Here is a 21,609-nt window from a genome sequence, read left to right on the forward strand (position 1 = left end):
TAAGTGGGTCAAAAAGTAAATCCGAATGGTCTTCGCGTCGGCGTTATCCGTGATTGGGAATCGAAATGGTATGCCGGCAATGACTATGCAGACTTATTGCATGAAGATATTAAAATCAGAGAATACCTGGAAAACCGCCTGCAGACAGCAGCAGTTTCCAAAATTGATATTGAACGTGCTGCCAACCGAGTGAACATCACAATCCATACCGGCAAACCGGGAATGGTTATCGGTAAGGGCGGATCCGAAGTGGAAGCACTGAGAAAATCGTTGAACAGTCTGACAGGTAAACGGGTTCACATTAACATTGTGGAAATCAAGAACGTTGACTTGGATGCCACATTGGTTGCTGAGAACATTGCCCGTCAACTGGAAAACCGTATTTCATTCCGCCGTGCACAGAAACAATCCATCCAACGCACCATGCGCGGAGGAGCAAAAGGGATTAAAACGCAAGTGTCCGGACGGCTGGGCGGTGCTGATATTGCCCGTGTTGAACATTATAGTGAAGGAACCGTTCCATTGCACACGCTTCGTGCTGATATTGACTTCGGAACAGCAGAAGCAGACACAACTTACGGTAAACTGGGTGTCAAAGTGTGGATCTATCGTGGAGAAGTCCTTCCAACAAATGAGAATTTAAGGAAGGGGGGACATTGCATTATGTTTAATGCCTAAACGTGTTAAATATCGTAAAGAACACGTGGCCGCATGAAAGGCCAAGCTAAAGGTGGAACAACAGTCGCTTTTGGTGAATACGGACTGCAGGCTGTCGAACCAACCTGGATCACAAGCCGCCAAATTGAGGCAGCTCGTATTGCCATGACACGTTACATGAAACGTGGCGGTAAAGTCTGGATTAAAATATTCCCTGACAAACCATATACTGCAAAGCCCCTTGAAGTCCGTATGGGTTCTGGTAAAGGTGCCCCTGAAGGCTGGGTAGCAGTAGTGAAACCAGGAAAAATCATGTTTGAAATCGCAGGTGTATCAGAGGAAGTGGCACGTGAAGCACTACGTTTGGCTTCTCATAAACTGCCGATTAAAACAAAGTTTGTAAAACGTGAGGAAATTGGTGGTGAATCAAATGAAAGCTAATGAGATTAGAGAATTAACCACTGCCGAAATTGAACAAAAAGTCAAATCATTAAAGGAAGAATTATTTAATTTACGCTTTCAACTGGCAACCGGTCAATTGGAAAACACTGCACGCATCGGTGAAGTCAAAAAATCAATTGCCCGCATGAAAACCGTCGTACGTCAACGCGAACTAAGCGTAAACAATTAACCTGAGAGGAGGTTAGTCTCAAATGAGTGAACGTAATAATCGTAAAGTATACACTGGCCGTGTCGTATCAGATAAAATGGATAAGACCATTACTGTTGTAGTTGAGACGTATAAGTTCCATCAGTTGTACGGCAAGCGTGTCAAATATTCAAAGAAATTCAAGACACATGATGAAAACAATCAAGCTAAAAAAGGCGACGTTGTTAAAATCATGGAAACCCGTCCGCTATCAGCTACTAAACGTTTCCGTCTGGTTGAAATCGTTGAAGAAGCGGTCATTATCTAATTAAAGTTCGCTCGGAAGTTGTCCGAAGGGAGGTTACAACGATATGATTCAACAAGAAACCAATTTGAAGATTGCAGATAACTCTGGTGCTCGTGAAGTAAAGACGATTAAGGTTTTAGGCGGATCAGGAAGAAAAACTGCCAATATCGGTGATGTCGTTGTTTGCACGGTAAAACAGGCAACACCAGGGGGCGTTGTTAAGAAAAATGAAGTTGTCAGAGCCGTTATTGTTCGCACGAAATCCGGTGTACGCCGCAATGATGGATCGTATATTCGTTTTGATGAAAATGCTGCCGTTATCGTTCGTGATGATAAAGGCCCGCGGGGCACTCGTATTTTTGGACCGGTTGCGCGTGAACTACGTGATGCCAAATTCATGAAAATCGTATCTCTGGCACCGGAAGTATTATAAGCAATAATGAAAAGCCTTGTAGGGAGGTGCGTCAAACATGCATGTAAAAAAAGGTGACAAAGTTAAAGTAATCTCCGGTAAAGACCGTGGCAAAGAAGGAACAATCCTGGAAGCATATCCCAAAAAAGAACGTGTTTTAGTCGAAGGGATTAATATGATCAAGAAACACGCAAAGCCTTCACAGGATAATCCGCAAGGCGGTATTCTTAACCAGGAAGCAGCTATTCATGTTTCTAATGTCATGTTAATTGATCCGAAATCCGGTGAGCCGACCCGCATCGGGTATGAAGATCGTGATGGAGGCAAAGTCCGCATTGCCAAAAAATCCGGAGAAGCATTAGATAAATAGTCCATAGGCGAAAGGAGGGCTCTCGTAATGAACGAATTGAAACAAAAATATAAGGATGACGTAATGCCATCTTTGATGAATAAATTTGAGTATGATTCTGTAATGCAAGCGCCGACCATTGAGAAGATCGTCATTAATATGGGCGTTGGCGATGCAGTTCAAAATTCAAAAGCACTGGATAATGCAGTCGAGGAACTTGCATTGATTTCCGGACAAAAACCAGTCGTGACCCGTGCTAAGAAATCAATTGCCGGATTCCGTCTTCGTGAGGGAATGCCAATTGGAGCCAAAGTGACACTCAGAGGCGATCGGATGTATGAGTTTTTGCAAAAGCTGATTGGCGTATCACTTCCACGTGTCCGTGACTTCCGCGGTATTTCCAACAAAGCATTTGATGGGCGCGGCAACTACACATTAGGCATAAAAGAACAACTGATTTTCCCGGAAATTAATTACGATAAAATAAGCAAGGTCCGTGGTATGGATATTGTTATCGTAACAACATCCAATACGGATGAAGAAGCGCGTGAATTGCTGACTCAGCTCGGCATGCCTTTCCAGAAATAAATTAAGGAGGGAAAATCATGGCTAAAAAAGCAATGATTGCGAAACAAAAGAAACCGCAAAAGTTTAAAGTGCGCGAGTATACAAGATGCGAACGATGTGGCCGTCCACATTCCGTCCTCCGCAAATTCAAACTATGCCGTATTTGTTTCCGTGAACTAGCCTATAAAGGTCAAATTCCTGGCGTTAAAAAAGCAAGCTGGTAAACCCCGATTCGGGAAGGAGGTAATGTAGTAATGGTTATGACAGATCCAATTGCAGATATGCTGACTCGTATTCGTAATGCCAACATGGTACGGCATGAAAAATTAGAGCTTCCGGCTTCCAACTTAAAGAAAGAAATCGCTGATATCCTGAAACGTGAAGGATTTGTACGTGATTATGAGTTCGTTGAAGATACCAAACAGGGAATTCTGCGTTTATTCCTGAAGTACGGGGCAAATGATGAACGAGTTATCACAGGTATCAAACGTATTAGTAAGCCTGGATTGCGTGTTTATGCAAAAGCCGATGAAGTGCCTCGTGTACTGAATGGTTTAGGTATTGCTATCGTATCCACATCAAATGGCGTACTTTCCGACAAAGAAGCACGCACACAAGCTGTGGGCGGCGAAGTACTGGCATATGTTTGGTAATTTAAACTTTTAAGACAGGAGGTGTATGGAATGTCCCGTATCGGACTGAAACCGTTGGAAATTCCTGAGGGTGTAGACGTTCACCTTGATGGAAATACCATTACCGTGAAAGGCCCAAAAGGTGAATTAACCCGGAATTTCAACCAGGATATGAAAATCAATATAGAAGATAATATACTGACCGTTGAACGCCCGAGTGATCATAAAGAGTACCGTCAATTGCACGGAACAACCCGCAGCATGATTGCAAACATGGTAGAGGGTGTCCATAAAGAATTTGAAAAGGCTCTTGAAATCACCGGAGTTGGGTATCGTGCCCAGAAGCAAGGCGATAAAGTCGTTGTCAATGCAGGTTATTCACACCCTGTTGAAATTGAACCGGTCGAAGGTATTGAAATCGACGTTCCACAAAACACGAGAGTAACCGTAAAGGGTATTGATAAAGAATTAGTCGGCGCAGTTGCTGCAAAAATTCGTGCAATCAGACCACCTGAGCCTTATAAAGGAAAAGGTATCAGCTACGAAAACGAATATGTACGCCGCAAAGAAGGTAAAACTGCTAAGTAAGGTGAGTTAGGGAGCAGAAAGGAGTGACCTGGATGATTACAAAACCTGACAGAAACGATGTACGCAAAAAAAGACATGTGCGCGTTCGCAAAACTGTTTTTGGCACAGAAGAACGCCCACGTCTCAATGTGTACCGTTCAAATAAACACATTTATGCACAATTGATTGATGACGTTGCTGGAGCCACTGTCGCAAGTGCTTCGACCAATGATAATGCATTAAACCTGGAATCAACAGGTAATGTAGAGGCAGCTGAACAAGTAGGCGAATTAGTTGCAAAACGTGCCCGGGATAAAGGTTATAAAGCCGTTGTATTTGATCGTGGAGGCTATCTTTATCATGGACGCATCAAAGCATTGGCAGATGCTGCTCGCGAAACCGGACTGGAATTTTAATTGTGAAGTAAAGGAGGGACATAGATGCATACTAGCATTGATCCAAACAAATTAGATCTTGAAGAACGTGTTGTTGCGATTAACCGTGTTGCTAAAGTTGTAAAAGGTGGACGTAATTTCCGCTTTGCCGCATTGGTTGTGGTTGGCGATAAAAATGGTCATGTCGGTTTTGGAACCGGAAAAGCCAAAGAAGTACCGGAAGCTATTAAAAAAGCAGTAGACGATGCAAGGAAAAATCTGATTGAGGTACCAATTGTCGGAACAACAATTCCACACCAAATCCATGGACAATACGGTTCAGGAAATGTACTGATGAAACCAGCTACAGAAGGTACGGGAGTTATCTCCGGCGGTCCTGTGCGTGCTATCCTGGAACTTGCGGGTGTTAACGATATCCTGACAAAATCACTTGGATCCAACACACCAATTAACATGATTCGTGCAACATTAAATGGTTTATCAAATCTAAAAACGGCAGAAAACGTAGCTAAACTACGCGGCAAATCTGTAGAAGAACTGTTAGGATAAGGAGGGAATAACAATGTCTAAACAATTAGAGATCACCCTCACGCGCAGTGTTATCGGCCAATCGGAAGGACAGCGTCAGACTGTCCATTCACTGGGTTTGAAGAAAATTCGTCAATCCGTCGTACGTGAAGACACACCAGCCGTACGTGGTATGATCGATAAAGTATCTCATCTGGTTGCGGTTAAAGAAGTGTCATAATCTTAAAGCGGAAGAGGAGGTGCACACTATGAAACTTCATGAACTAAAGTCATCTGAAGGAAGTCGTAAAAAACGCAATCGTGTTGGCCGCGGAATGTCCTCCGGCAGTGGCAAGACATCCGGCAGAGGCCATAAAGGGCAAAAAGCACGTGAAGGCGGTAATACCCGCCCAGGCTTTGAAGGCGGACAAATGCCTTTGTTCCAGCGCTTGCCAAAACGCGGATTTACCAATGTTCACCGTAAGGAATTCGCTATAGTCAACTTAGATGCTTTAAATCGTTTTGAAGAGGGCACGGAAATTACTCCTGAGCTATTACTTGATGAAGGTGTCGTCAGCAAACCGAAATCTGGCATTAAAGTGCTTGGAAGAGGTAATGTTGAAAAGAAATTCACTGTAAAAGCTCATAAGTTCTCTGCTTCAGCGAAAGAAGCAATTGAGGCAGCGGGCGGTCAAACAGAGGTGGTTTAATGTTCCGTACAATCTCCAATTTAATGCGAGTACAAGATATCAGACGGAAGATTATATTCACATTATTAATGTTAATTGTTTTCCGTCTTGGTACGTTTATTCCGGTACCATATACAAATAGAGAAGCTATTGATTTTATGAACCAGCAAAATGTTTTCGGTTTTTTGAACACATTTGGCGGTGGGGCACTGCAGAACTTCTCCATTTTCGCAATGGGGATTATGCCTTACATTACAGCGGCCATCATTATGCAGCTTCTGCAGATGGATGTTGTGCCAAAGTTCGCTGAATGGAAAAAGCAAGGCGATATGGGTCGTAAAAAGATAGCCCAGGTTACCCGTTATGGAACGGTTATACTTGCATTTGTCCAGGCGATTGCAATGTCGATCGGCTTTAATGCGATGGCTGGCGGCATGCTGATAAGCGATCCGAGTGTCTGGAAGTTCCTTATAATTGCCATCATACTGACAAGCGGGACAACATTTTTGATGTGGCTTGGTGAACAGATCACAGCGAATGGTGTTGGCAACGGCATTTCCATTCTCATTTTTGCTGGTATTGTGGCAGCAGTTCCGAATGGTGTCAATCAATTATACAGCCAGTATTTCGTTGATGCCGGTGACGAGTTGTTCATTAACATTGTCATTGTCGCATTAATAGCATTGGTAGTCGTGGCAGTTACTGTCGGTGTTATCTTCATCCAACAGGCACTGCGCAAAATACCAATCCAATATGCCAAAAAACTGGTCAATCGTTCACCAGTGGGTGGCCATTCGACTCATTTACCGTTAAAAGTGAATGCTGCGGGGGTTATCCCGGTAATCTTTGCAATTGCATTTATTATTGCACCCCGAACGGTTGCCGGACTTTTTGAAGGAAATGAGATTGCAGCTACAGTCGAAACGATTTTTGATTATACCCAGCCGGTTGGGATGGTCATCTATGTCGGACTGATTATCGCGTTTACGTATTTCTATACATTTGTTCAGGTCAATCCCGAACAAATGGCGGAAAACCTGCAAAAACAAGGTGGATATATTCCAGGTATACGTCCTGGCAGGAATACAGAGACCTATCTTACACGTGTTATGTACCGCTTAACATTTGTAGGGGCACTCTTTTTAGCGGCAGTTTCTGTATTGCCTATCATATTAGGCGGTCTTGCAAATCTGCCTCAAGCAGTACAAATCGGCGGCACGAGCTTACTGATCGTTGTAGGTGTTGCCCTGCAGACGATGAAACAGCTGGAAAGCCAGCTGGTAAAACGCCACTATACAGGTTTTATCAAGTAACCAAAGCTGCCAATGAGAGCGAGGGGAAAATTGTTGAATTTAATCTTGATGGGTCTGCCGGGTGCCGGTAAAGGAACACAGGCAGAGAAAATAAATGAAACATATCACATCCCTCATATTTCAACAGGAGATATGTTCCGTTTAGCGATTAAGGAAGGAACTGAACTCGGCAGGAAGGCTAAAGAATATATGGATCAGGGTGAACTTGTTCCAGATGATGTTACAATAGGAATCGTAAAAGAACGTCTGAATAAAGACGACTGTAAAGACGGATTCTTATTGGATGGTTTTCCGCGAACGATTGCACAGGCGAAAAGCTTACAATCCTTACTGGACGAAATGAACACATCCATTGATTATTGTCTGCATGTCGATGTACCTGAAGAAAATCTGGTTGAGCGTCTTACTGGCCGAAGAGTTTGCCAGACATGCGGGGCAACTTATCATGTGATCTACAACCCTCCGGAACAAGAGGGGATATGTGATAATGACGGTTCCAAATTGATACAGCGTGAAGATGACCAGGCTGATACAGTGAAAAACCGTCTGGACGTCAACATGGAGCAGACGAAGCCTTTACTGGATTTCTATGATAATAAAGGATATCTTGTAACCATCAATGGTGATCAGGAAATTGACCACGTGTTTCAGGATATTCAATCAGCAATCGAAGAATAAACTTTCCGGCCGTATTGAATGGATGCAATCCTGCACACTTAACGATATAATGGGTGCTGTGGGTTATTTATAACAACCTTTGCACTATCCGGTATTAAAATCACATGAATTGATAATGAGGTCCGTGAATCATCGGATGGCATTATTATAAAATTCAAAGCCTAAGTGAAGGTGATCGTTGTTGAACGAGAATGATTCGGTTCCGCGAATAGGTCAAGTTGTTCGTATTTTGCAAGGACGCGAAGCAGGGCAATATGCGCTTGTTCTAAAATTGATTGATGATCGGTATGTCCTGCTTGCAGATGGGGAAAAACGTAAATATGATCGACCAAAGAAAAAGAATCTGCATCATATTGAAGTTATGGATTATATATCTCCGGAAGTCCAAAACAGCCTTCTAGAAACTGGTCGTGTCACAAATGGCAAATTGCGTTTTGCCATAACTAAATTCATGAATGAAATTGTGACTGATTTTAAGAAGGGAGACAGGCGCGATGGCTAAAGATGATGTAATTGAAGTGGAAGGTACCGTAACCGAAACGTTACCGAACGCTATGTTTAATGTGGAACTGGAAAACGGTCATACGGTATTAGCCCATGTTTCCGGCAAAATTCGTATGCATTTCATCCGCATTTTACCTGGTGATAAAGTGACGGTAGAACTTTCGCCGTATGACTTAACCAAAGGACGAATTACGTACCGTTATAAATAACTTTTTTAGAGCTCCGATATAAAAGGAGGTAAAGATGATGAAAGTCAGAGCATCTGTAAAACCAATTTGTGAAAAATGCAAAGTCATTAAACGAAAAGGCAAATTAATGGTGATTTGCGATAATCCAAAACACAAGCAGAAACAAGGCTAGGAAAACCCGCTGTTCACGGATTTTCCAGAAGTCAGAGATAAGAGGTCGGATTGGATCAAATCGGCGAAAGAGCCGATTTGTGGATAATAAAAAAACAGGAGGTGCTAGAAAACTATGGCACGTATTGCAGGTATTGATATCCCACGTGATAAACGTGCGGTTATTTCACTAACCTATATTCATGGAGTCGGAAAAAGCACTGCTCAGGAACTTCTTAAAGAAGCAGGCGTTCCGGAAGACACGCGTGTACGCGACCTGACAGAAGATGAATTGAGCAGCATCCGTAAAGCAATCGGTGATTATACGGTTGAAGGTGATCTCCGTCGTGAAACATCCCTTAACATTAAGCGCCTGATTGAAATTGGGTCTTACAGAGGTATCAGACACCGCCGGGGATTGCCATTGCGTGGTCAAAAAACGAAAAACAACTCACGCACACGCAAAGGTCCGCGCCGTACACAGGCTAACAAAAGATAGTAAAGGAGGGTAATCATTAATGGCACGGAAACAAAATACAACACGCAAGCGCCGCGTGAAAAAGAATGTCGATACGGGTGTTGCACATATCCGTTCCACATTCAATAACACAATCGTAACCATTACAGATGTAAAAGGAAATTCTATTGGATGGAGCTCTGCAGGTGCGCTTGGCTTTAAAGGTTCCCGTAAGTCAACACCATTCGCTGCACAAATGGCTGCAGAAACGGCTGCCAAAAATGCGGTCGATAACGGTATGAAATCATTGGAAGTAACGGTTAAAGGACCTGGAGCCGGCCGTGAAGCAGCAATTCGTTCATTGCAGGCAGCCGGACTTGATGTTACAGCAATTCGTGACTTAACACCAGTCCCGCATAATGGCTGCCGCCCGCCAAAACGTCGTCGTGTATAAGACTCGTGTATAGAATTTGTCACCCTGTCTATAATGGGTTATGATAGCTAAATATGAATTTTCGAACCATGAGACTCGACCGGGTTTTTAAACAGCTATTAAACATGTAATAAGGAGTTTATATTCCTTTTGATTAAACCTGAAACAACAAGACAGAGGCAAAGTCGTATTAAGAATGTTTTAGTGCAGAAACGCCAACTGCCTGTTCGGGGAATTTCGGTTAGACACTGATGGCCGTCTAACCGGGATTTCGACGTTTTAAAGGAGGGTTTTATAGTATGATCGAAATTGAAAAGCCGGGAATAGAAACGGTAGAGATCACCGATGATGCTACATTTGGGAAGTTCGTCGTCGAACCGCTTGAACGTGGATATGGTACTACTCTAGGAAACTCCTTGCGTCGTATCCTGCTATCCTCACTTCCGGGTGCTGCTGTTACTTCGGTTCAAATCGATGGCGCGCAACATGAATTCTCAACAATCGAAGGGGTTGTTGAAGATGTGACCTCCATTATTTTGAACTTGAAGAAGCTTGCATTGAAGATTTACTCTGATGATGTTAAGACATTAGAGGTTGATGTGCAGGGAGAAGGAAAAGTTACGGCTGCAGACTTGACATATGATAGTGATGTGGAGGTATTGAATCCGGATTTGCCAATTGCAACCATCAACGGCAATGGCAGTCTGTATATGAAGATTACGGCAGAGCGCGGTCGCGGCTATCGCCCGGCTGAAGCAAATAAACGTGATGAACAGCCAATCGGGGTCATTCCGGTTGATTCTATTTTCACACCAGTTTCACGTGTCACGTACCAAGTAGAGAATACACGTGTAGGACAAATAACAAACTATGATAAGCTGACAATGGATGTTTGGACTGATGGAAGCATTCGCCCTGAAGAAGCTGTTTCTTTAGGTGCAAAAGTGTTTAATGAGCATCTTAACATCTTTATTGGTCTGACGGATGAAGCACAAAAAGCGGAAATCATGGTTGAAAAAGAAGAAGATCAGAAAGAAAAAGTTATGGAAATGACTATTGAGGAACTTGATTTGTCTGTAAGATCCTATAACTGTTTAAAACGTGCCGGGATTAATACAGTACAAGAGCTTTCCAATAAATCAGAAGAAGACATGATGAAAGTACGTAACCTGGGCCGCAAATCGCTGGAAGAAGTCAAAGAAAAACTGGCAGACTTAGGCTTAGGCTTACGTGATGACGATTAACGTTACAAAAAAAGCGGAAGAAGCGACCGGTTAGCGAAGTGCGGCCTATACGGCAGAAACTTACGATCAGGATGTTCAACTGACCCAAGGCGAGGGAAGTCACGCTAGTCGCTTGAAGCTGGACGTAATCATATTGACAACTTTAGATTTTCATTAAAAAGGGAGGGATAGTCCATGGCCAGAAAATTAGGACGAGTAACAGACAGTCGTATGGCAATGCTTCGTAATCTTACTTCTGATTTAATTATTCATGAACGAATTGAAACAACAGAAGCTAAGGCAAAAGACCTGAAGTCAACTGCAGAAAAAATGATTACACTCGGCAAACGTGGTGATCTTCATGCCAGGCGTCAGGCAGCAGCTTTCCTGTATGATCAGGAAGCAAATGAAGACGAAATGGTTATTCAAAAATTGTTCGATGACATCGCTGGACGCTATGAAGAAAGACAGGGCGGTTACACACGTGTCCTCAAACTTGGGCCACGTCAAGGTGATGGCGCAAAAATGGCAATTATCGAACTTGTTTAATGAGTGCGATACGATAAGGGGCAGGACAGAATCTCTTCCACGAGGTGAATCCAAGCCCTTTTTTTGCACTCGAAGAAGTTAAAATGCAGGACTGGGGCAGAGAAAGAGGGGAAAGCAGAGATGCGGGAAAAATTAGTCGAGTTCAGACATGTATCATTCAGGTACGGAGAAGAGCAGCCCTGGGTATTAAACAATTGTTCATTTGAAATCTATGAAGATGAAGCGATGGCTATTATTGGCCATAATGGATCAGGTAAATCCACCATTGCGAAATTGATGAACGGCCTGCTGTTTCCCCAAGAGGGGCAAATTATCATTAATGGCAAAGAGTTAACACAAGAATCAATCTGGGAAATTCGCAAAGATGTTGGCATGGTTTTTCAAAATCCTGATAATCAATTTGTCGGAACAACCGTTCAGGATGACGTTGCCTTTGGTATGGAAAACCGTGGAATAGATCGGCACGAAATGGTGAAGCGGATTGATGACACATTATCGGCTGTTGGTATGGAGGCTTACCGGCTGACTGAGCCACACAAACTTTCAGGCGGTCAGAAACAGCGGGTGGCAATTGCGAGTGTTCTGGCCATTTTTCCGAACGTTTTAATTCTCGATGAAGCAACTGCGATGCTCGATCCGCGGGGACGGTCAGAAATTATGAATACCGTAACAAGTGTACAGGAGCAGCGTCATCTTTCTCTCATTACAATTACCCATGATTTAAAGGAAGTCGTAGAAGCTGAGCGTGTGATTGTGATGAATGACGGACAGGTTTGGGATGAGGCCACACCAAGGGAGATATTTGCCAAAAAGGAAGAACTGCGTGAAATTGGACTGGATATCCCATTTGTTGCGACTCTGTCTGACGAATTGCGTAAAGCAGGTGTATTCATTACCAATGAAGCGTTAAGCCATGAGGAGCTGCTGGAGGAACTATGGACATCACATTCAACAATGTAAGTTATATTTATCAGGCAAAAACCCCCTTCGCCCACAAGGCGGTTTCAGATCTGTCATTACACATCCCATCTGGTTCATATACTGCGGTTATCGGTCATACGGGATCCGGAAAGTCAACACTGATTCAGCACCTTAACGGGCTAATACGTCCAACCGAAGGAGAAGTCGTTATAGGTGATTACCGGATAACCAACGATGAAAAACCCAATAATCTGAAAATGTTGCGCAGCCGGGTCGGCGTTGTTTTTCAATACCCGGAACATCAGTTATTTGAGGAAACCGTCAGAAAGGATATTGCGTTTGGTCCGGCTAATTTTGGTGTATCGGAAGACGAAATCAGGAAACGTATTCAAACGTTAACGCCTGAAGTGGGATTGCCGGAAGAATTGCTCGAGCGTTCCCCATTTGATTTGAGCGGCGGCCAGATGCGCAGAGTGGCCATTGCCGGTGTGCTCGCTGCAAAGCCGGACGTTCTGGTACTGGATGAACCAACGGCGGGATTGGATCCGCGGGGCCAGCGTGAAATGATGGATATGTTTTATAATCTGCATAAACGGCAGGGGCTGACGACCATTCTTGTCACGCATAGTATGGAGGATGCTGTTCAGTATGCTGATAATGTCATTATTTTAAACGATGGCACAAAGTATATGGAAGGGAAACCGGAAGATGTATTGACACAGAAAGAAGCACTTAACAACGTTCAGCTTGATGTACCCGAAATGGTACAGTTTCTCAATGCGTTTTCGGAACTATTCGGACGGGATATTCCCTTTCGCAGGCAATCTCCGGAAGACTTGGCCAAGGAAATCCGGCAAATCCTGAAGGGGGGCCGGATCAGATGAATAACGTCTTAATTATCGGTCAGTATGTGCCCGGTGAATCGCTTGTCCATCGACTTGATCCGAGAACCAAGATTACTGTCATTTTTTTCTTCGTGTTTATTGTGTTTTTAGCAAACTCGGTATTAAGCTATAGTGCGTTAACGGCCTTTGCATTAGCGAGTATGTTTACAACCCGAATCCCGATACGCTTTATTTTAAAAGGGTTGATGCCAGTATGGTTTCTGATCATATTTACATTTATCCTGCATTTGATTGTCACGAATGAAGGAACCGTTTTATTCGATATCTTTGGATTCAGCATTTATTCAGGCGCACTTATACAAGGTTTTGCGATATCACTACGGTTTTTCCTGCTTATTCTTGTGACATCGCTGCTGACACTGACAACAACACCGATTGAAATAACGGATGCGATTGAGGATATGCTCCACCCGCTTAAAAGAATAAGGTTTCCTGTTCATGAGCTGGCACTGATGATGTCGATTTCATTAAGGTTTATCCCGACACTTATGCAGGAGACCGAAAAGATATCAAAGGCACAAGCATCCCGCGGAGTTGATTTCCGTACCGGGCCGTTAAAAGAGCGAATCAAGGCGGTTGTTCCTTTACTTGTTCCGCTATTTGTCAGTGCCTTTAAGCGGGCGGAAGAGCTAGCCATGGCGATGGAAGCGCGCGGTTATCAGGGCGGCGAAGGCCGTACAAAACTGCGTGAATTAAAACTTGAGAAACGGGACTTTTTAATCTTTATAGTGTTTATCCTGGTAACAGGTGTATTACTTTTTACGAGACATTATTAGAAAGGGCTGGCGCGACGTGACGAAGATTAAATGTGTCATAAGCTATGATGGTACTCATTTTTCAGGCATGCAGATCCAGCCGAACAATCGGACGGTCGAAGGGGAAATAAAAAAAGCACTGGCAAAAATTCACAAGGGTGAATCTATAAGGATTTATGCATCGGGCAGGACTGACGCAGGTGTGCATGCAATAGGACAGACATTCCATTTTGAGACAGATTATAAACTTTCAGTGCATGAGTGGAAACGGGCACTTAACGCATTGCTTCCGGCTGATTTGCATGTGAATGACACGAAGCAAGTGCCGGATTCGTTCCATGCCCGCTTTGATGCAACTGAGAAAGAATACCGCTATTATATCTTGAATGCACAGGAAAAGGATGTCTTCAAACAAAATTATGTTTACCAATATCCGTACCAATTGGATATTAATATGATGCAGCAAGCTGCACGATACTTTAAAGGGCAGCATGATTTCACCACATTTTCGTCGGCAAAATCGGAAGTCACAGGCAGCAAGGTTCGGACGTTATATGACGTTTCCTGTTATCAGGACGGGAAATGGATTGAATTTATCCTAAAGGGTAACGGCTTTTTATATAACATGGTCAGGATCATTGTCGGAACCCTTTTAGAGGTTGGCAGGGGCAAACTGGAGCCTTCTGAAATCAGCCATTTATTTGCCAAAGAGGACCGTCAATTTGCCGGTGATACTGTACCGCCACAAGGCCTGTATTTGTGGAATGTGACGTATAAAGAAGAATCGTAGCCCGCTTAAAATAGGACAAGTGAATTTCACCATTTCCCGGGAAATAATCGACAGGCTATAACAATTTTCCCGCATGTAAAAACCAGTCAGAATCTGAGATATCATGTGGTGTGAAGCGGCATGTTTCATTCGGAAAAACCGCGCGTAAAGCTTGACATTCATATGGTTCTGGTATATGATGATTTGTGGCATTTTATTTCTAAACCACGATTAGCCCCGGAAACTAATTGTGATGAAATATATTAAAAACGACTAACTTGAAACGAATTGATTGAAATTGGAGGGAATTAACCATGCGCACAACTTTCATGGCAAATGAAAAAACAATGGAACGCAAATGGTTTGTTGTGGACGCTGAAGGCGAGCGTTTAGGCCGCCTGGCAAGTGAAGTTGCTGCGATCCTGCGCGGAAAGCATAAACCAACTTATACACCACACGCTGATACTGGTGACCATGTTATCATTATTAATGCTGATAAAATAGAATTGACCGGCAAGAAGCTGACTGACAAAATGTATTATCGTCATTCAAACTACCCAGGTGGATTGAAATCACGCTCTGCCAACGAAATGCGCAGACACTATCCAGAGAAAATGCTTGAGACAACCATTCAAGGCATGCTTCCTAAAGGCTCTCTGGGACGCAGAATGGGTAAAAAGCTGCACGTATACAGAGGATCCGAGCATAAACATCAAGCACAACAACCGGAAGTTTACGAGCTTCGCGGATAATCAAAAGGAGGTAAATCAATTTGGCACAAGTACAATATTACGGCACCGGACGCCGTAAACGATCAACTGCACGTGTCCGTCTTGTTCCAGGGACCGGCCGTGTTGTTATTAACAAACGAAGCGCAGAAGACTATTTTCCATATGAAACACAACGTATTATTTTAAACCAGCCATTGAAAGCCACTGAAACAGAAGGCACATATGACGTGCTCGTAAATGTGGACGGTGGAGGCTTTACCGGCCAGGCTGGAGCTATCCGTCATGGCGTTGCCCGTGCCTTGCTGGAAGCTGATCCGGAATATCGTGCAACGCTTAAGCGTGAAGGCTATCTGACACGTGATTCACGTGCGACTGAGCGTAAGAAATACGGTCTTAAAGGCGCACGTCGTTCACCACAGTTCTCAAAACGTTAAGAAATCAAGTTTCACGAATCCCCCAACCACCTATGGTTGGGGGATTTTACTATATATACGTTGTTTTAAAAACAGGCAAAAATTCACACATAATATACAAGTAATATACGAGTAATATACAAGATTTAAATGAGAAACAGTAGCTTCTCATAGCTTGTCAATCGCTATGAGAAGCTGTTCTATGTCTTTATGTGTATAGACTTTGTCTGTGATATCTTTAGATGCATGTCCTATTATACGCTTAATCGACAACTTATTGGCATTAACATTATCCATGAGTGTTGCAAAGGTATGGCGGCAATCGTGCGGTTTATGATTCAATTCCAACTGTTCCATAACTTTCTTCCATCTTTCGTGGTAATACGTGTAGTAACTCATTTTATTTCCATCCTGATTCACGATTAAGTATTCATTTTTCGAATCCATTCGAGCATCAATAAGCGAATGTATTTTTTTATGGATAGGAACCCCTCTGTTTGTTCCAGCTTCTGTTTTAAAACCACCACGGAAATATCTTTCTTCAAGATAGATGTTTTTATTTTTCACCTCTAAAAGCTCCTCACCAGGTTGTAATCCAGTATAGATCATGATAAGAACAGTATCGATATCATCCAAACGATGGATATAAATACGCAATGGAAAATGATTTAATTCAAAAAGATTATTCAAGATTTGTAGATCTACCGAAAAATGAATCCAAAAGCTCACGCAAGCCGTTTTCACTCGATGAAATTGATAAATTATGGGACAATGCCTTTTCGTACCATGTGATCTATCGCAGTTGTCGATTACCGATTGCAGATGCGACTTTTTGATATTTAACAAATTTCATGTCATGAAGAGCTTCTGCTTTTTTAAATGATGAAGTGTATCCAAGCACATTGACTTTGATGACCACATTCTTACTAATTTACTTCAAACATCATCATTAAAATCGTTGGCCTTTCTTTCCGATCCGAATAATAACTCAATATCCTGGCGTTCATAGAACTTTTCTACTTTGTAAAGCGCTTTTCGATCGGTCACAATCACTGATAATATTGCCCCGTACCTGAGTGAAGAGGATGTTGCTATCGGACCTCATCTTTTTTATAAGATAAGAAAACACGCAAAATGATTTACAACAAAATTGTATAAAATAAGCATTCACTGAAATAATAAGAACGAAAGCGCTTCACTGAATGAAGTTTTATGTTATTAGCAGCTTTTGTATGGTACAGAGAAACCTAACTAAGTTTAGGGGGTGTAAAATGAGAACCATTCAACTTATCGCCTTGGTATTAGTCATCATCGGTGCGCTTAATTGGGGATTAATTGGATTGTTTCAATGGGATTTAGTGGCAACACTTTTTGGTGGACAGGATGCCGCATTATCGAGAGTCGTGTATACACTTGTTGGAATCGGTGCTTTATGCAGCTTGCCATTACTATTTGACCCAATGCATGAAGATGATCATGCTGATGACGGGGCTAAGAGATCCAGGAATTTAGATTACGCTACCGAATTTAGTGAAGAAAATGAGCCGTTTCGTGACAAAGAATAATATTCCAATACGGCATATAGATGAAATGAGACTGTTGCATTTTAGCAACAGTCTCATTTTTTAACAAATACGGAAATCTAATGTTATTTTAAGTTGCGGTTAAAGATGCCAATCCATAAAAAATTATGTAAAATATACGCTAAGAAAAGGTTTGTACAAGGGGGGACACTGTATGAGAAAACCACGAACGAAAGAGGAATTAGAATCGACAAGAGATCGGATTTTAAAAATTGCTCAAAAGCTATTCATGGAAAAAGGCTACCGAGCAGTGACGACCAGGGAGATTGCTGCAAAATGCAAGATCACCCAACCTGCACTTTATTATCATTATCCGGATAAACAATCACTGTATATTGCGATGCTGGAAGCTTTTGTCATGAACATACAGTCTAAAATAGAAGCGATATCTGAAGAAACGATTCCTAAGCGCTTAGAAGCCATGTTGGAGGTGTTATCAAAAGAGCACCCTGCAAGTATGATGATGATGATTCATGATACGTTTGTTGAATTCAAAGCGGAAAATCGCAGTCATATCTATTTATTATGGAAACAAACATACTTGGAGCCGTTTATTGAAATATTTAAAGAGGTGAAAGCGGATGGGGGATTAAGGGACATAATTTCACCTGAAGAAGCAGCACGCTTTTGTTTGTTGACAATGGGACAAACCATGTCTGCATGGAAATATCAATCTGAATCTTTATCCGGACAATACACCTTACTTGTAGACTTGATTTTGCATGGGACGACTAAATCTTGATTAGGGTTCATGTACTGGTAATAATAACATCACAACTCTGAAATCGTCACGTGTGTACACAACTTATCAATTGATAAGTTACCTGGGTTTATGATATAAATAAACTGTTACTTACAACAAGTCGTTTTTTCTGGCTTATACAAAGGAGAGGGTGCTTTGGATACATTTCTTTATTTCTTTTATTCAGCCGCCTATCTTGCTTTGTTTTTTTGGAGTATAAGAATTACCCCGAAAACACAATTCTGGTCTTTGCGTTTGTTTATTTACTTCGTTATCGTTGGTTTAATTTATGATAATACAGTAATCGCAGTTGGCAGGTTTGCAGGAGAAGGAGGGGTTTTAGAAAACCTTAATCTGTTGCGTTACTGGATTCATGCATTTTTCACACCAACACTGGTTCTATTTTCACTTGGTGTTCTGAGATCTGCCGGGGTAAAAGGGCTAAACAATAAGTTCTCCCTTTATGGTGCTATACTCTTTACAAGTATATTAATCGTTCTTGAATTGCTCACAGAAATTAGAGGGTTGAACATAAAACCTGAATGGGAACATGGTGTTTTGCATTATATTCAAATAGAGGCCGCCTCTGGACCACCACTTATGATTCTGCTGGTAACATTGGTGCTTGTTATTTCCGGTGTACTGTTGTGGAAATTTGATGGATGGGCGTGGATGTTTATAGGAGCCATTATCATGACGTTGGGAAGTGCTATTCCTATTCCTGTAAATAGTTCGGCAATAACAAACGGTTTTGAACTTTTATTAACGATCTCATTAGTCGCAACTAAGACGTATCAGGAGCGGCTTGATAGAAAATAGTAATAAGCTGTAATTGTGTATTGTACCATGTTAACAGTGTGTTATGCATAAAGCCTATCGATTGATAAGTGAATGAATGGGGTTAATAATAAATTCTGGAATAGGATTCATGTAATTAAATGAATTTATGAAGGCTTTGTAATTAGGAGGAAAGCAATGTTTTTGGCATGGAAGGAAATAAAATATAATAAACTGCGCTATACACTGATAACAGGGATACTGGTCCTTGTCTCGTATCTTGTGTTTTTCTTATCCGGCTTGGCGAATGGCTTGGAACAATTAAATCGGGAAGCAGTTGATAAATGGAATGCGGATGGCATCATCCTGACAGAGGAATCTGACATAAACCTGCCCCGCTCCAACATGAATATAGATGATTTCAATGGTAACGGGATTGAAGCTTATGCGGCATTAGGCCAATTAAATGCAATTGCCAGCGTTGGAGAACGTCAGTCCAATGTGTCTATCTTTGGAATCAAGGATGATGAATTTATTATGCCTGAGGTAACTGAAGGGGAAACATTTACGGAACAAGGGGAAGTTATTGCTGATGACACCTTGCAGGAAGAAGGGTTTGAGATGGGGGATGAACTTGAGATATCATCTTCGGATACCGCCTTAACGATTACAGGCTTCACAGACAATGCCCGGTTCAATACTGCCCCTGTTTTATATACAGACCTCGGGACATTACAGCAAGTCCGCTTCGGAGAAATGTCAGAAGAGAATGGAGGGCACGTGAACGGTTTTGTTATTCGCGGCGACAATTTATCAGATGTTTCGGTTGAAGACGAATTACAGGTAGTTGAGACATCTGCGTTTATCGAAAATCTCCCTGGCTATACAGCCCAGAACCTTACGCTGACCTTTATGATTTATTTCCTGTTTATTATTTCGGCAGTCATCCTGGCGATTTTCCTTTACGTGCTAACAATTCAAAAAATAAGCATGTTCGGGGTTATGAAAGCACAGGGAATCTCCAGCAGGTATTTGGCAAATTCAGTTATTGCCCAAACATTCCAATTGGCTTTTGCAGGTGTTGTAATTGGCTTTCTGCTGACGATTTTGACCGGCTTCTTTCTTCCCGCTGCCGTTCCAGTTGCATTTGATTATTTGATGATGCTGCTGTACGGGCTGGTATTGATTGCTGTGTCTGTATTAGGCGCATTAATTTCAGTCAGGACGATAGTCAAAATAGATCCATTAAAAAGCGATAGGAGCTAAATGCCGGCACTGAAATGCATGAAGTCAATAAAGCGTTGGAACAGGGCATACAATGGTGGAAGCTCTGAAACAGACAAATTTCACAGCGGAACCTGGTGAGTTAATTGTTGTGGTTGGGCCATCAGGATCCGGTAGAGTACATCCTGACGATTGCCGGAGGTCTTCAAACGCCGAATCATGGGAAGTGATAAATAAACATAATATAACACAGATGAAGGAAAAGAAACGATCAAACATTCGTTTGCATGAGATTGATATCTCAGGCATCCCAATCTGGTCCATTTCTGACAGTGGATGAGCAAATGAAACTGCTGATAAAGTGAAACAAATAATCTTTCCAAAAACGAATTGCAGAATTTATACCAGTTGCTGGATATCGAGCAATTAAGCGATAAGTATCCTTCTGAGCTTTCCGGAGGTGAACAGCAGCGTGTCGCCATTGCGAAAGGGTTGTACAGCGACCCCAGTTTCCTCCTGGCAGATGAACCGACTGCATCACTGGATACTGATCGGGCATTTGAAGTCATGAAGATGCTTAAAAGATTAAACAAAAAAAAAAAACAACGATTGTGGTGACACATGATACACGTTGCTGATATTGTGACAAAGTATGCCATCACTGACGGTGAAATCCGCTTGCAGCAGAATATCTAATAAAGATTTTCATGTACAGCTGTATAAGACATAATAAACCGCTCGCCTTAACGTTACAGGGGGCGGTTTTGCTTTGTTAACGACAATTTTTAGCTTGTCATTTTTAATGATTAATGAATCAGTTGTAAAACCACATATAACAATGGGATTGTCAAAACACCTAATAAACTGGAAACCATGACACCTAAAGAGGCAAATTGCGTGTCAGCTCCAAATTTCTGCGCATAAAGTGACATTGTTGGAGCGGAAGGCATGCCTGCTGTGAGAACGGCTATCATGAGGAAAGAGAATGGAACAGAAAAAGCTGCAAAAGGAGTTAGCAGCAACGGAATGATGAGAAGCTTGAGCATTACTGCTTTCCATATATAAATGTTTTTCAACAGAAAAGCAAAGTCTTTGTAGCTATATTGCGATTAAACTGCCGATTAAAAATCATGAAAGCGGAACAGTCATCTTTCCGACGCTCAAATGTATCTGTCAATAAACCCGGCCAGCTGGCAGGAAGAAACAATACCAGCATGCCAATCAATTGGAAAAAACACCAGGGTTTAAAAATATTTTCCTCCAGTCTATCTGAGATTTGTCTTTTGTGAATAAGTAAATACCATATGTCCATATGAGAATGAAATAAATCACATTAAACATGGTTAAATATACAATACCCTCTCCAAAAACAGCAAAGATGACTGCGAGCCAATATAGCCTTGATTGCCAAAGATAATCAGTCCTCATAAACAACTTTCCGGCTATGGAAGTTTGAACGCCTCCGCATCCATCCAGCGAGAAATGGATACAACAGGATAAGCAGACATAGCCACAGCAAGAAATTCCTTATTAAGGAATATGAAAAGGGATATCCAATGAAAATAAAATAAGGGCAGGAAAGTGTGATAATATATAAAATGAGCTGTGTCAATACATGTTCAG

General features: G+C 42.1%; 36 protein-coding genes and 1 pseudogene. 35 read left to right on the top strand and 2 right to left on the bottom strand.

From position 1 onward, the window contains the following. The first annotated feature begins 3 nt into the window (after window positions 1-3). The 29 genes and pseudogenes from rpsC to rpsI all read left to right on the top strand — a co-directional run bounded on the left by rpsC (window position 4) and on the right by rpsI (window position 15,681). The gene (gene rpsC / locus Len3610_RS16495; RefSeq protein ID WP_176448910.1) at window positions 4-678 is read left to right on the top strand and encodes a 30S ribosomal protein S3; all 675 of its coding nucleotides are present in this window, start codon (window positions 4-6) and stop codon (window positions 676-678) included. Then, window positions 671-1,098 (top strand): annotated as a pseudogene (gene rplP, locus Len3610_RS16500) (50S ribosomal protein L16). The gene rpsC and the pseudogene rplP overlap by 8 nt, the downstream one beginning before the upstream one ends. Beyond that, entirely contained in the window at window positions 1,088-1,288 is a 201-nt protein-coding gene (gene rpmC / locus Len3610_RS16505; RefSeq protein WP_176448911.1) for a 50S ribosomal protein L29, read from the top strand. Before rplP ends, rpmC begins: the two are co-directional and overlap by 11 nt. Window positions 1,289-1,310: 22 nt before the next feature. Then, window positions 1,311-1,574: a 30S ribosomal protein S17 gene (gene rpsQ, locus Len3610_RS16510; RefSeq protein WP_176448912.1), complete on the top strand. Its 264-nt coding sequence runs from the start codon at window positions 1,311-1,313 to the stop codon at window positions 1,572-1,574. 43 nt (window positions 1,575-1,617) lie between these two features. After that, window positions 1,618-1,986, top strand: coding sequence for a 50S ribosomal protein L14 (rplN, locus tag Len3610_RS16515; protein WP_176448913.1), 369 nt, complete (start codon window positions 1,618-1,620; stop codon window positions 1,984-1,986). A 37-nt stretch (window positions 1,987-2,023) separates the two neighbouring features. Beyond that, on the top strand, window positions 2,024-2,335 hold the full coding sequence (rplX, locus tag Len3610_RS16520) for a 50S ribosomal protein L24 (RefSeq protein ID WP_176448914.1): 312 nt from the start codon (window positions 2,024-2,026) through the stop codon (window positions 2,333-2,335). Window positions 2,336-2,362: 27 nt separating this feature from the next. Next, window positions 2,363-2,902 carry a 50S ribosomal protein L5 gene (gene rplE, locus Len3610_RS16525; protein ID WP_176448915.1) on the top strand — a complete coding sequence of 180 codons (540 nt, stop codon included), beginning with the start codon at window positions 2,363-2,365 and terminating at the stop codon, window positions 2,900-2,902. Between the two features lie 17 nt (window positions 2,903-2,919). Continuing rightward, window positions 2,920-3,105 carry a type Z 30S ribosomal protein S14 gene (locus Len3610_RS16530; RefSeq protein WP_176448916.1) on the top strand — a complete coding sequence of 62 codons (186 nt, stop codon included), beginning with the start codon at window positions 2,920-2,922 and terminating at the stop codon, window positions 3,103-3,105. Window positions 3,106-3,135: 30 nt separating this feature from the next. Further along, window positions 3,136-3,534, top strand: coding sequence for a 30S ribosomal protein S8 (rpsH, locus tag Len3610_RS16535; protein WP_176448917.1), 399 nt, complete (start codon window positions 3,136-3,138; stop codon window positions 3,532-3,534). A gap of 30 nt (window positions 3,535-3,564) precedes the next feature. Beyond that, window positions 3,565-4,101, top strand: coding sequence for a 50S ribosomal protein L6 (rplF, locus tag Len3610_RS16540; RefSeq protein ID WP_176448918.1), 537 nt, complete (start codon window positions 3,565-3,567; stop codon window positions 4,099-4,101). Window positions 4,102-4,133: 32 nt separating this feature from the next. Then, window positions 4,134-4,496 carry a 50S ribosomal protein L18 gene (gene rplR / locus Len3610_RS16545; RefSeq protein WP_176448919.1) on the top strand — a complete coding sequence of 121 codons (363 nt, stop codon included), beginning with the start codon at window positions 4,134-4,136 and terminating at the stop codon, window positions 4,494-4,496. A gap of 24 nt (window positions 4,497-4,520) precedes the next feature. Next, a complete protein-coding gene (gene rpsE, locus Len3610_RS16550) occupies window positions 4,521-5,024 on the top strand; it encodes a 30S ribosomal protein S5 (RefSeq protein WP_176448920.1) in 504 nt (167 codons plus the stop codon). Between the two features lie 13 nt (window positions 5,025-5,037). After that, window positions 5,038-5,223, top strand: a complete 186-nt coding sequence (rpmD, locus tag Len3610_RS16555) for a 50S ribosomal protein L30 (RefSeq protein ID WP_176448921.1) — start codon at window positions 5,038-5,040, stop codon at window positions 5,221-5,223. A gap of 28 nt (window positions 5,224-5,251) precedes the next feature. Further along, complete coding sequence (rplO, locus tag Len3610_RS16560) at window positions 5,252-5,692, top strand: 50S ribosomal protein L15 (protein WP_176448922.1); 441 nt, start codon at window positions 5,252-5,254, stop codon at window positions 5,690-5,692. Further along, window positions 5,692-6,984, top strand: coding sequence for a preprotein translocase subunit SecY (gene secY / locus Len3610_RS16565; RefSeq protein WP_176448923.1), 1,293 nt, complete (start codon window positions 5,692-5,694; stop codon window positions 6,982-6,984). Before rplO ends, secY begins: the two co-directional genes overlap by 1 nt. Window positions 6,985-7,017: 33 nt before the next feature. Continuing rightward, window positions 7,018-7,662, top strand: a complete 645-nt coding sequence (locus tag Len3610_RS16570) for an adenylate kinase (RefSeq protein ID WP_176448924.1) — start codon at window positions 7,018-7,020, stop codon at window positions 7,660-7,662. A 181-nt stretch (window positions 7,663-7,843) separates the two neighbouring features. Beyond that, window positions 7,844-8,164: a KOW domain-containing RNA-binding protein gene (locus Len3610_RS16575; protein WP_176448925.1), complete on the top strand. Its 321-nt coding sequence runs from the start codon at window positions 7,844-7,846 to the stop codon at window positions 8,162-8,164. Next, the gene (infA, locus tag Len3610_RS16580) at window positions 8,157-8,375 is read left to right on the top strand and encodes a translation initiation factor IF-1 (RefSeq protein ID WP_010529010.1); all 219 of its coding nucleotides are present in this window, start codon (window positions 8,157-8,159) and stop codon (window positions 8,373-8,375) included. The genes Len3610_RS16575 and infA overlap by 8 nt, the downstream gene beginning before the upstream one ends. 37 nt (window positions 8,376-8,412) lie before the next feature. After that, window positions 8,413-8,526, top strand: coding sequence for a 50S ribosomal protein L36 (gene rpmJ, locus Len3610_RS16585; RefSeq protein ID WP_176449720.1), 114 nt, complete (start codon window positions 8,413-8,415; stop codon window positions 8,524-8,526). Between the two features lie 114 nt (window positions 8,527-8,640). Then, window positions 8,641-9,003 carry a 30S ribosomal protein S13 gene (rpsM, locus tag Len3610_RS16590; protein ID WP_176448926.1) on the top strand — a complete coding sequence of 121 codons (363 nt, stop codon included), beginning with the start codon at window positions 8,641-8,643 and terminating at the stop codon, window positions 9,001-9,003. A gap of 19 nt (window positions 9,004-9,022) precedes the next feature. Further along, on the top strand, window positions 9,023-9,415 hold the full coding sequence (gene rpsK / locus Len3610_RS16595; protein ID WP_176448927.1) for a 30S ribosomal protein S11: 393 nt from the start codon (window positions 9,023-9,025) through the stop codon (window positions 9,413-9,415). Between the two features lie 278 nt (window positions 9,416-9,693). Beyond that, window positions 9,694-10,638: a DNA-directed RNA polymerase subunit alpha gene (locus tag Len3610_RS16600; RefSeq protein WP_176448928.1), complete on the top strand. Its 945-nt coding sequence runs from the start codon at window positions 9,694-9,696 to the stop codon at window positions 10,636-10,638. 174 nt (window positions 10,639-10,812) lie between these two features. Then, window positions 10,813-11,166, top strand: coding sequence for a 50S ribosomal protein L17 (gene rplQ, locus Len3610_RS16605; RefSeq protein WP_176448929.1), 354 nt, complete (start codon window positions 10,813-10,815; stop codon window positions 11,164-11,166). Between the two features lie 120 nt (window positions 11,167-11,286). Continuing rightward, entirely contained in the window at window positions 11,287-12,126 is an 840-nt protein-coding gene (locus Len3610_RS16610; RefSeq protein ID WP_176448930.1) for an energy-coupling factor ABC transporter ATP-binding protein, read from the top strand. Further along, on the top strand, window positions 12,102-12,971 hold the full coding sequence (locus Len3610_RS16615) for an energy-coupling factor ABC transporter ATP-binding protein (RefSeq protein ID WP_176448931.1): 870 nt from the start codon (window positions 12,102-12,104) through the stop codon (window positions 12,969-12,971). Before Len3610_RS16610 ends, Len3610_RS16615 begins: the two co-directional genes overlap by 25 nt. Then, window positions 12,968-13,768: an energy-coupling factor transporter transmembrane component T family protein gene (locus Len3610_RS16620; protein ID WP_176448932.1), complete on the top strand. Its 801-nt coding sequence runs from the start codon at window positions 12,968-12,970 to the stop codon at window positions 13,766-13,768. The genes Len3610_RS16615 and Len3610_RS16620 overlap by 4 nt, the downstream gene beginning before the upstream one ends. A 16-nt stretch (window positions 13,769-13,784) precedes the next feature. Then, a complete protein-coding gene (truA, locus tag Len3610_RS16625) occupies window positions 13,785-14,537 on the top strand; it encodes a tRNA pseudouridine(38-40) synthase TruA (RefSeq protein ID WP_176448933.1) in 753 nt (250 codons plus the stop codon). A 293-nt stretch (window positions 14,538-14,830) separates the two neighbouring features. Continuing rightward, window positions 14,831-15,268: a 50S ribosomal protein L13 gene (rplM, locus tag Len3610_RS16630; RefSeq protein ID WP_176448934.1), complete on the top strand. Its 438-nt coding sequence runs from the start codon at window positions 14,831-14,833 to the stop codon at window positions 15,266-15,268. 20 nt (window positions 15,269-15,288) lie between these two features. Next, window positions 15,289-15,681, top strand: a complete 393-nt coding sequence (gene rpsI / locus Len3610_RS16635; RefSeq protein ID WP_176448935.1) for a 30S ribosomal protein S9 — start codon at window positions 15,289-15,291, stop codon at window positions 15,679-15,681. 147 nt (window positions 15,682-15,828) lie between these two features. Here the strand turns inward: rpsI and Len3610_RS16640 are convergent, their stop codons facing one another. Then, window positions 15,829-16,350, bottom strand: a complete 522-nt coding sequence (locus Len3610_RS16640) for a tyrosine-type recombinase/integrase (RefSeq protein ID WP_255259663.1) — start codon at window positions 16,348-16,350, stop codon at window positions 15,829-15,831. A gap of 581 nt (window positions 16,351-16,931) precedes the next feature. Here Len3610_RS16640 and Len3610_RS16645 point away from each other — a divergent pair. From Len3610_RS16645 to Len3610_RS21935, 6 genes are all read left to right on the top strand, one after another. Further along, a complete protein-coding gene (locus Len3610_RS16645) occupies window positions 16,932-17,225 on the top strand; it encodes a DUF378 domain-containing protein (RefSeq protein WP_176448936.1) in 294 nt (97 codons plus the stop codon). Window positions 17,226-17,397: 172 nt separating this feature from the next. Next, window positions 17,398-17,985: a TetR/AcrR family transcriptional regulator gene (locus Len3610_RS16650; RefSeq protein WP_176448937.1), complete on the top strand. Its 588-nt coding sequence runs from the start codon at window positions 17,398-17,400 to the stop codon at window positions 17,983-17,985. 156 nt (window positions 17,986-18,141) lie between these two features. Continuing rightward, window positions 18,142-18,804 carry a hypothetical protein gene (locus Len3610_RS16655; protein ID WP_176448938.1) on the top strand — a complete coding sequence of 221 codons (663 nt, stop codon included), beginning with the start codon at window positions 18,142-18,144 and terminating at the stop codon, window positions 18,802-18,804. 156 nt (window positions 18,805-18,960) lie between these two features. Further along, the gene (locus tag Len3610_RS16660) at window positions 18,961-20,028 is read left to right on the top strand and encodes an ABC transporter permease (protein WP_176448939.1); all 1,068 of its coding nucleotides are present in this window, start codon (window positions 18,961-18,963) and stop codon (window positions 20,026-20,028) included. A 52-nt stretch (window positions 20,029-20,080) separates the two neighbouring features. Further along, complete coding sequence (locus Len3610_RS21930; RefSeq protein WP_369693597.1) at window positions 20,081-20,326, top strand: hypothetical protein; 246 nt, start codon at window positions 20,081-20,083, stop codon at window positions 20,324-20,326. A gap of 68 nt (window positions 20,327-20,394) precedes the next feature. Beyond that, a complete protein-coding gene (locus tag Len3610_RS21935; protein ID WP_369693598.1) occupies window positions 20,395-20,604 on the top strand; it encodes an ATP-binding cassette domain-containing protein in 210 nt (69 codons plus the stop codon). Window positions 20,605-20,792: 188 nt separating this feature from the next. Here the strand turns inward: Len3610_RS21935 and Len3610_RS16670 are convergent, their stop codons facing one another. Further along, window positions 20,793-21,062 carry an AEC family transporter gene (locus tag Len3610_RS16670; RefSeq protein ID WP_176448940.1) on the bottom strand — a complete coding sequence of 90 codons (270 nt, stop codon included), beginning with the start codon at window positions 21,060-21,062 and terminating at the stop codon, window positions 20,793-20,795. Between the last annotated feature and the right edge of the window lie 547 nt (window positions 21,063-21,609).

It is taken from the genome of Lentibacillus sp. CBA3610, from assembly GCF_013373365.1.
Lineage (GTDB): Bacteria > Bacillota > Bacilli > Bacillales > Amphibacillaceae > Lentibacillus.

Excerpts from the sequence above, each read along its gene's own strand:
- rpmC (WP_176448911.1), top strand. The coding sequence starts at position 1,088 with ATGAAAGCTAATGAGATTAGAGAATTAACCACTGCCGAAATTGAACAA.
- rpsQ (WP_176448912.1), top strand. The coding sequence starts at position 1,311 with ATGAGTGAACGTAATAATCGTAAAGTATACACTGGCCGTGTCGTATCA.
- rplN (WP_176448913.1), top strand. The coding sequence starts at position 1,618 with ATGATTCAACAAGAAACCAATTTGAAGATTGCAGATAACTCTGGTGCT.
- rplX (WP_176448914.1), top strand. The coding sequence starts at position 2,024 with ATGCATGTAAAAAAAGGTGACAAAGTTAAAGTAATCTCCGGTAAAGAC.
- rplE (WP_176448915.1), top strand. The coding sequence starts at position 2,363 with ATGAACGAATTGAAACAAAAATATAAGGATGACGTAATGCCATCTTTG.
- Len3610_RS16530 (WP_176448916.1), top strand. The coding sequence starts at position 2,920 with ATGGCTAAAAAAGCAATGATTGCGAAACAAAAGAAACCGCAAAAGTTT.
- rpsH (WP_176448917.1), top strand. The coding sequence starts at position 3,136 with ATGGTTATGACAGATCCAATTGCAGATATGCTGACTCGTATTCGTAAT.
- rplF (WP_176448918.1), top strand. The coding sequence starts at position 3,565 with ATGTCCCGTATCGGACTGAAACCGTTGGAAATTCCTGAGGGTGTAGAC.
- rplR (WP_176448919.1), top strand. The coding sequence starts at position 4,134 with ATGATTACAAAACCTGACAGAAACGATGTACGCAAAAAAAGACATGTG.
- rpsE (WP_176448920.1), top strand. The coding sequence starts at position 4,521 with ATGCATACTAGCATTGATCCAAACAAATTAGATCTTGAAGAACGTGTT.
- rpmD (WP_176448921.1), top strand. The coding sequence starts at position 5,038 with ATGTCTAAACAATTAGAGATCACCCTCACGCGCAGTGTTATCGGCCAA.
- rplO (WP_176448922.1), top strand. The coding sequence starts at position 5,252 with ATGAAACTTCATGAACTAAAGTCATCTGAAGGAAGTCGTAAAAAACGC.
- secY (WP_176448923.1), top strand. The coding sequence starts at position 5,692 with ATGTTCCGTACAATCTCCAATTTAATGCGAGTACAAGATATCAGACGG.
- infA (WP_010529010.1), top strand. The coding sequence starts at position 8,157 with ATGGCTAAAGATGATGTAATTGAAGTGGAAGGTACCGTAACCGAAACG.
- rpmJ (WP_176449720.1), top strand. The coding sequence starts at position 8,413 with ATGAAAGTCAGAGCATCTGTAAAACCAATTTGTGAAAAATGCAAAGTC.
- rpsM (WP_176448926.1), top strand. The coding sequence starts at position 8,641 with ATGGCACGTATTGCAGGTATTGATATCCCACGTGATAAACGTGCGGTT.
- rpsK (WP_176448927.1), top strand. The coding sequence starts at position 9,023 with ATGGCACGGAAACAAAATACAACACGCAAGCGCCGCGTGAAAAAGAAT.
- Len3610_RS16600 (WP_176448928.1), top strand. The coding sequence starts at position 9,694 with ATGATCGAAATTGAAAAGCCGGGAATAGAAACGGTAGAGATCACCGAT.
- rplQ (WP_176448929.1), top strand. The coding sequence starts at position 10,813 with ATGGCCAGAAAATTAGGACGAGTAACAGACAGTCGTATGGCAATGCTT.
- Len3610_RS16610 (WP_176448930.1), top strand. The coding sequence starts at position 11,287 with ATGCGGGAAAAATTAGTCGAGTTCAGACATGTATCATTCAGGTACGGA.
- Len3610_RS16615 (WP_176448931.1), top strand. The coding sequence starts at position 12,102 with ATGGACATCACATTCAACAATGTAAGTTATATTTATCAGGCAAAAACC.
- Len3610_RS16620 (WP_176448932.1), top strand. The coding sequence starts at position 12,968 with ATGAATAACGTCTTAATTATCGGTCAGTATGTGCCCGGTGAATCGCTT.
- rplM (WP_176448934.1), top strand. The coding sequence starts at position 14,831 with ATGCGCACAACTTTCATGGCAAATGAAAAAACAATGGAACGCAAATGG.
- Len3610_RS16645 (WP_176448936.1), top strand. The coding sequence starts at position 16,932 with ATGAGAACCATTCAACTTATCGCCTTGGTATTAGTCATCATCGGTGCG.
- Len3610_RS16650 (WP_176448937.1), top strand. The coding sequence starts at position 17,398 with ATGAGAAAACCACGAACGAAAGAGGAATTAGAATCGACAAGAGATCGG.
- Len3610_RS16660 (WP_176448939.1), top strand. The coding sequence starts at position 18,961 with ATGTTTTTGGCATGGAAGGAAATAAAATATAATAAACTGCGCTATACA.
- Len3610_RS21930 (WP_369693597.1), top strand. The coding sequence starts at position 20,081 with ATGGTGGAAGCTCTGAAACAGACAAATTTCACAGCGGAACCTGGTGAG.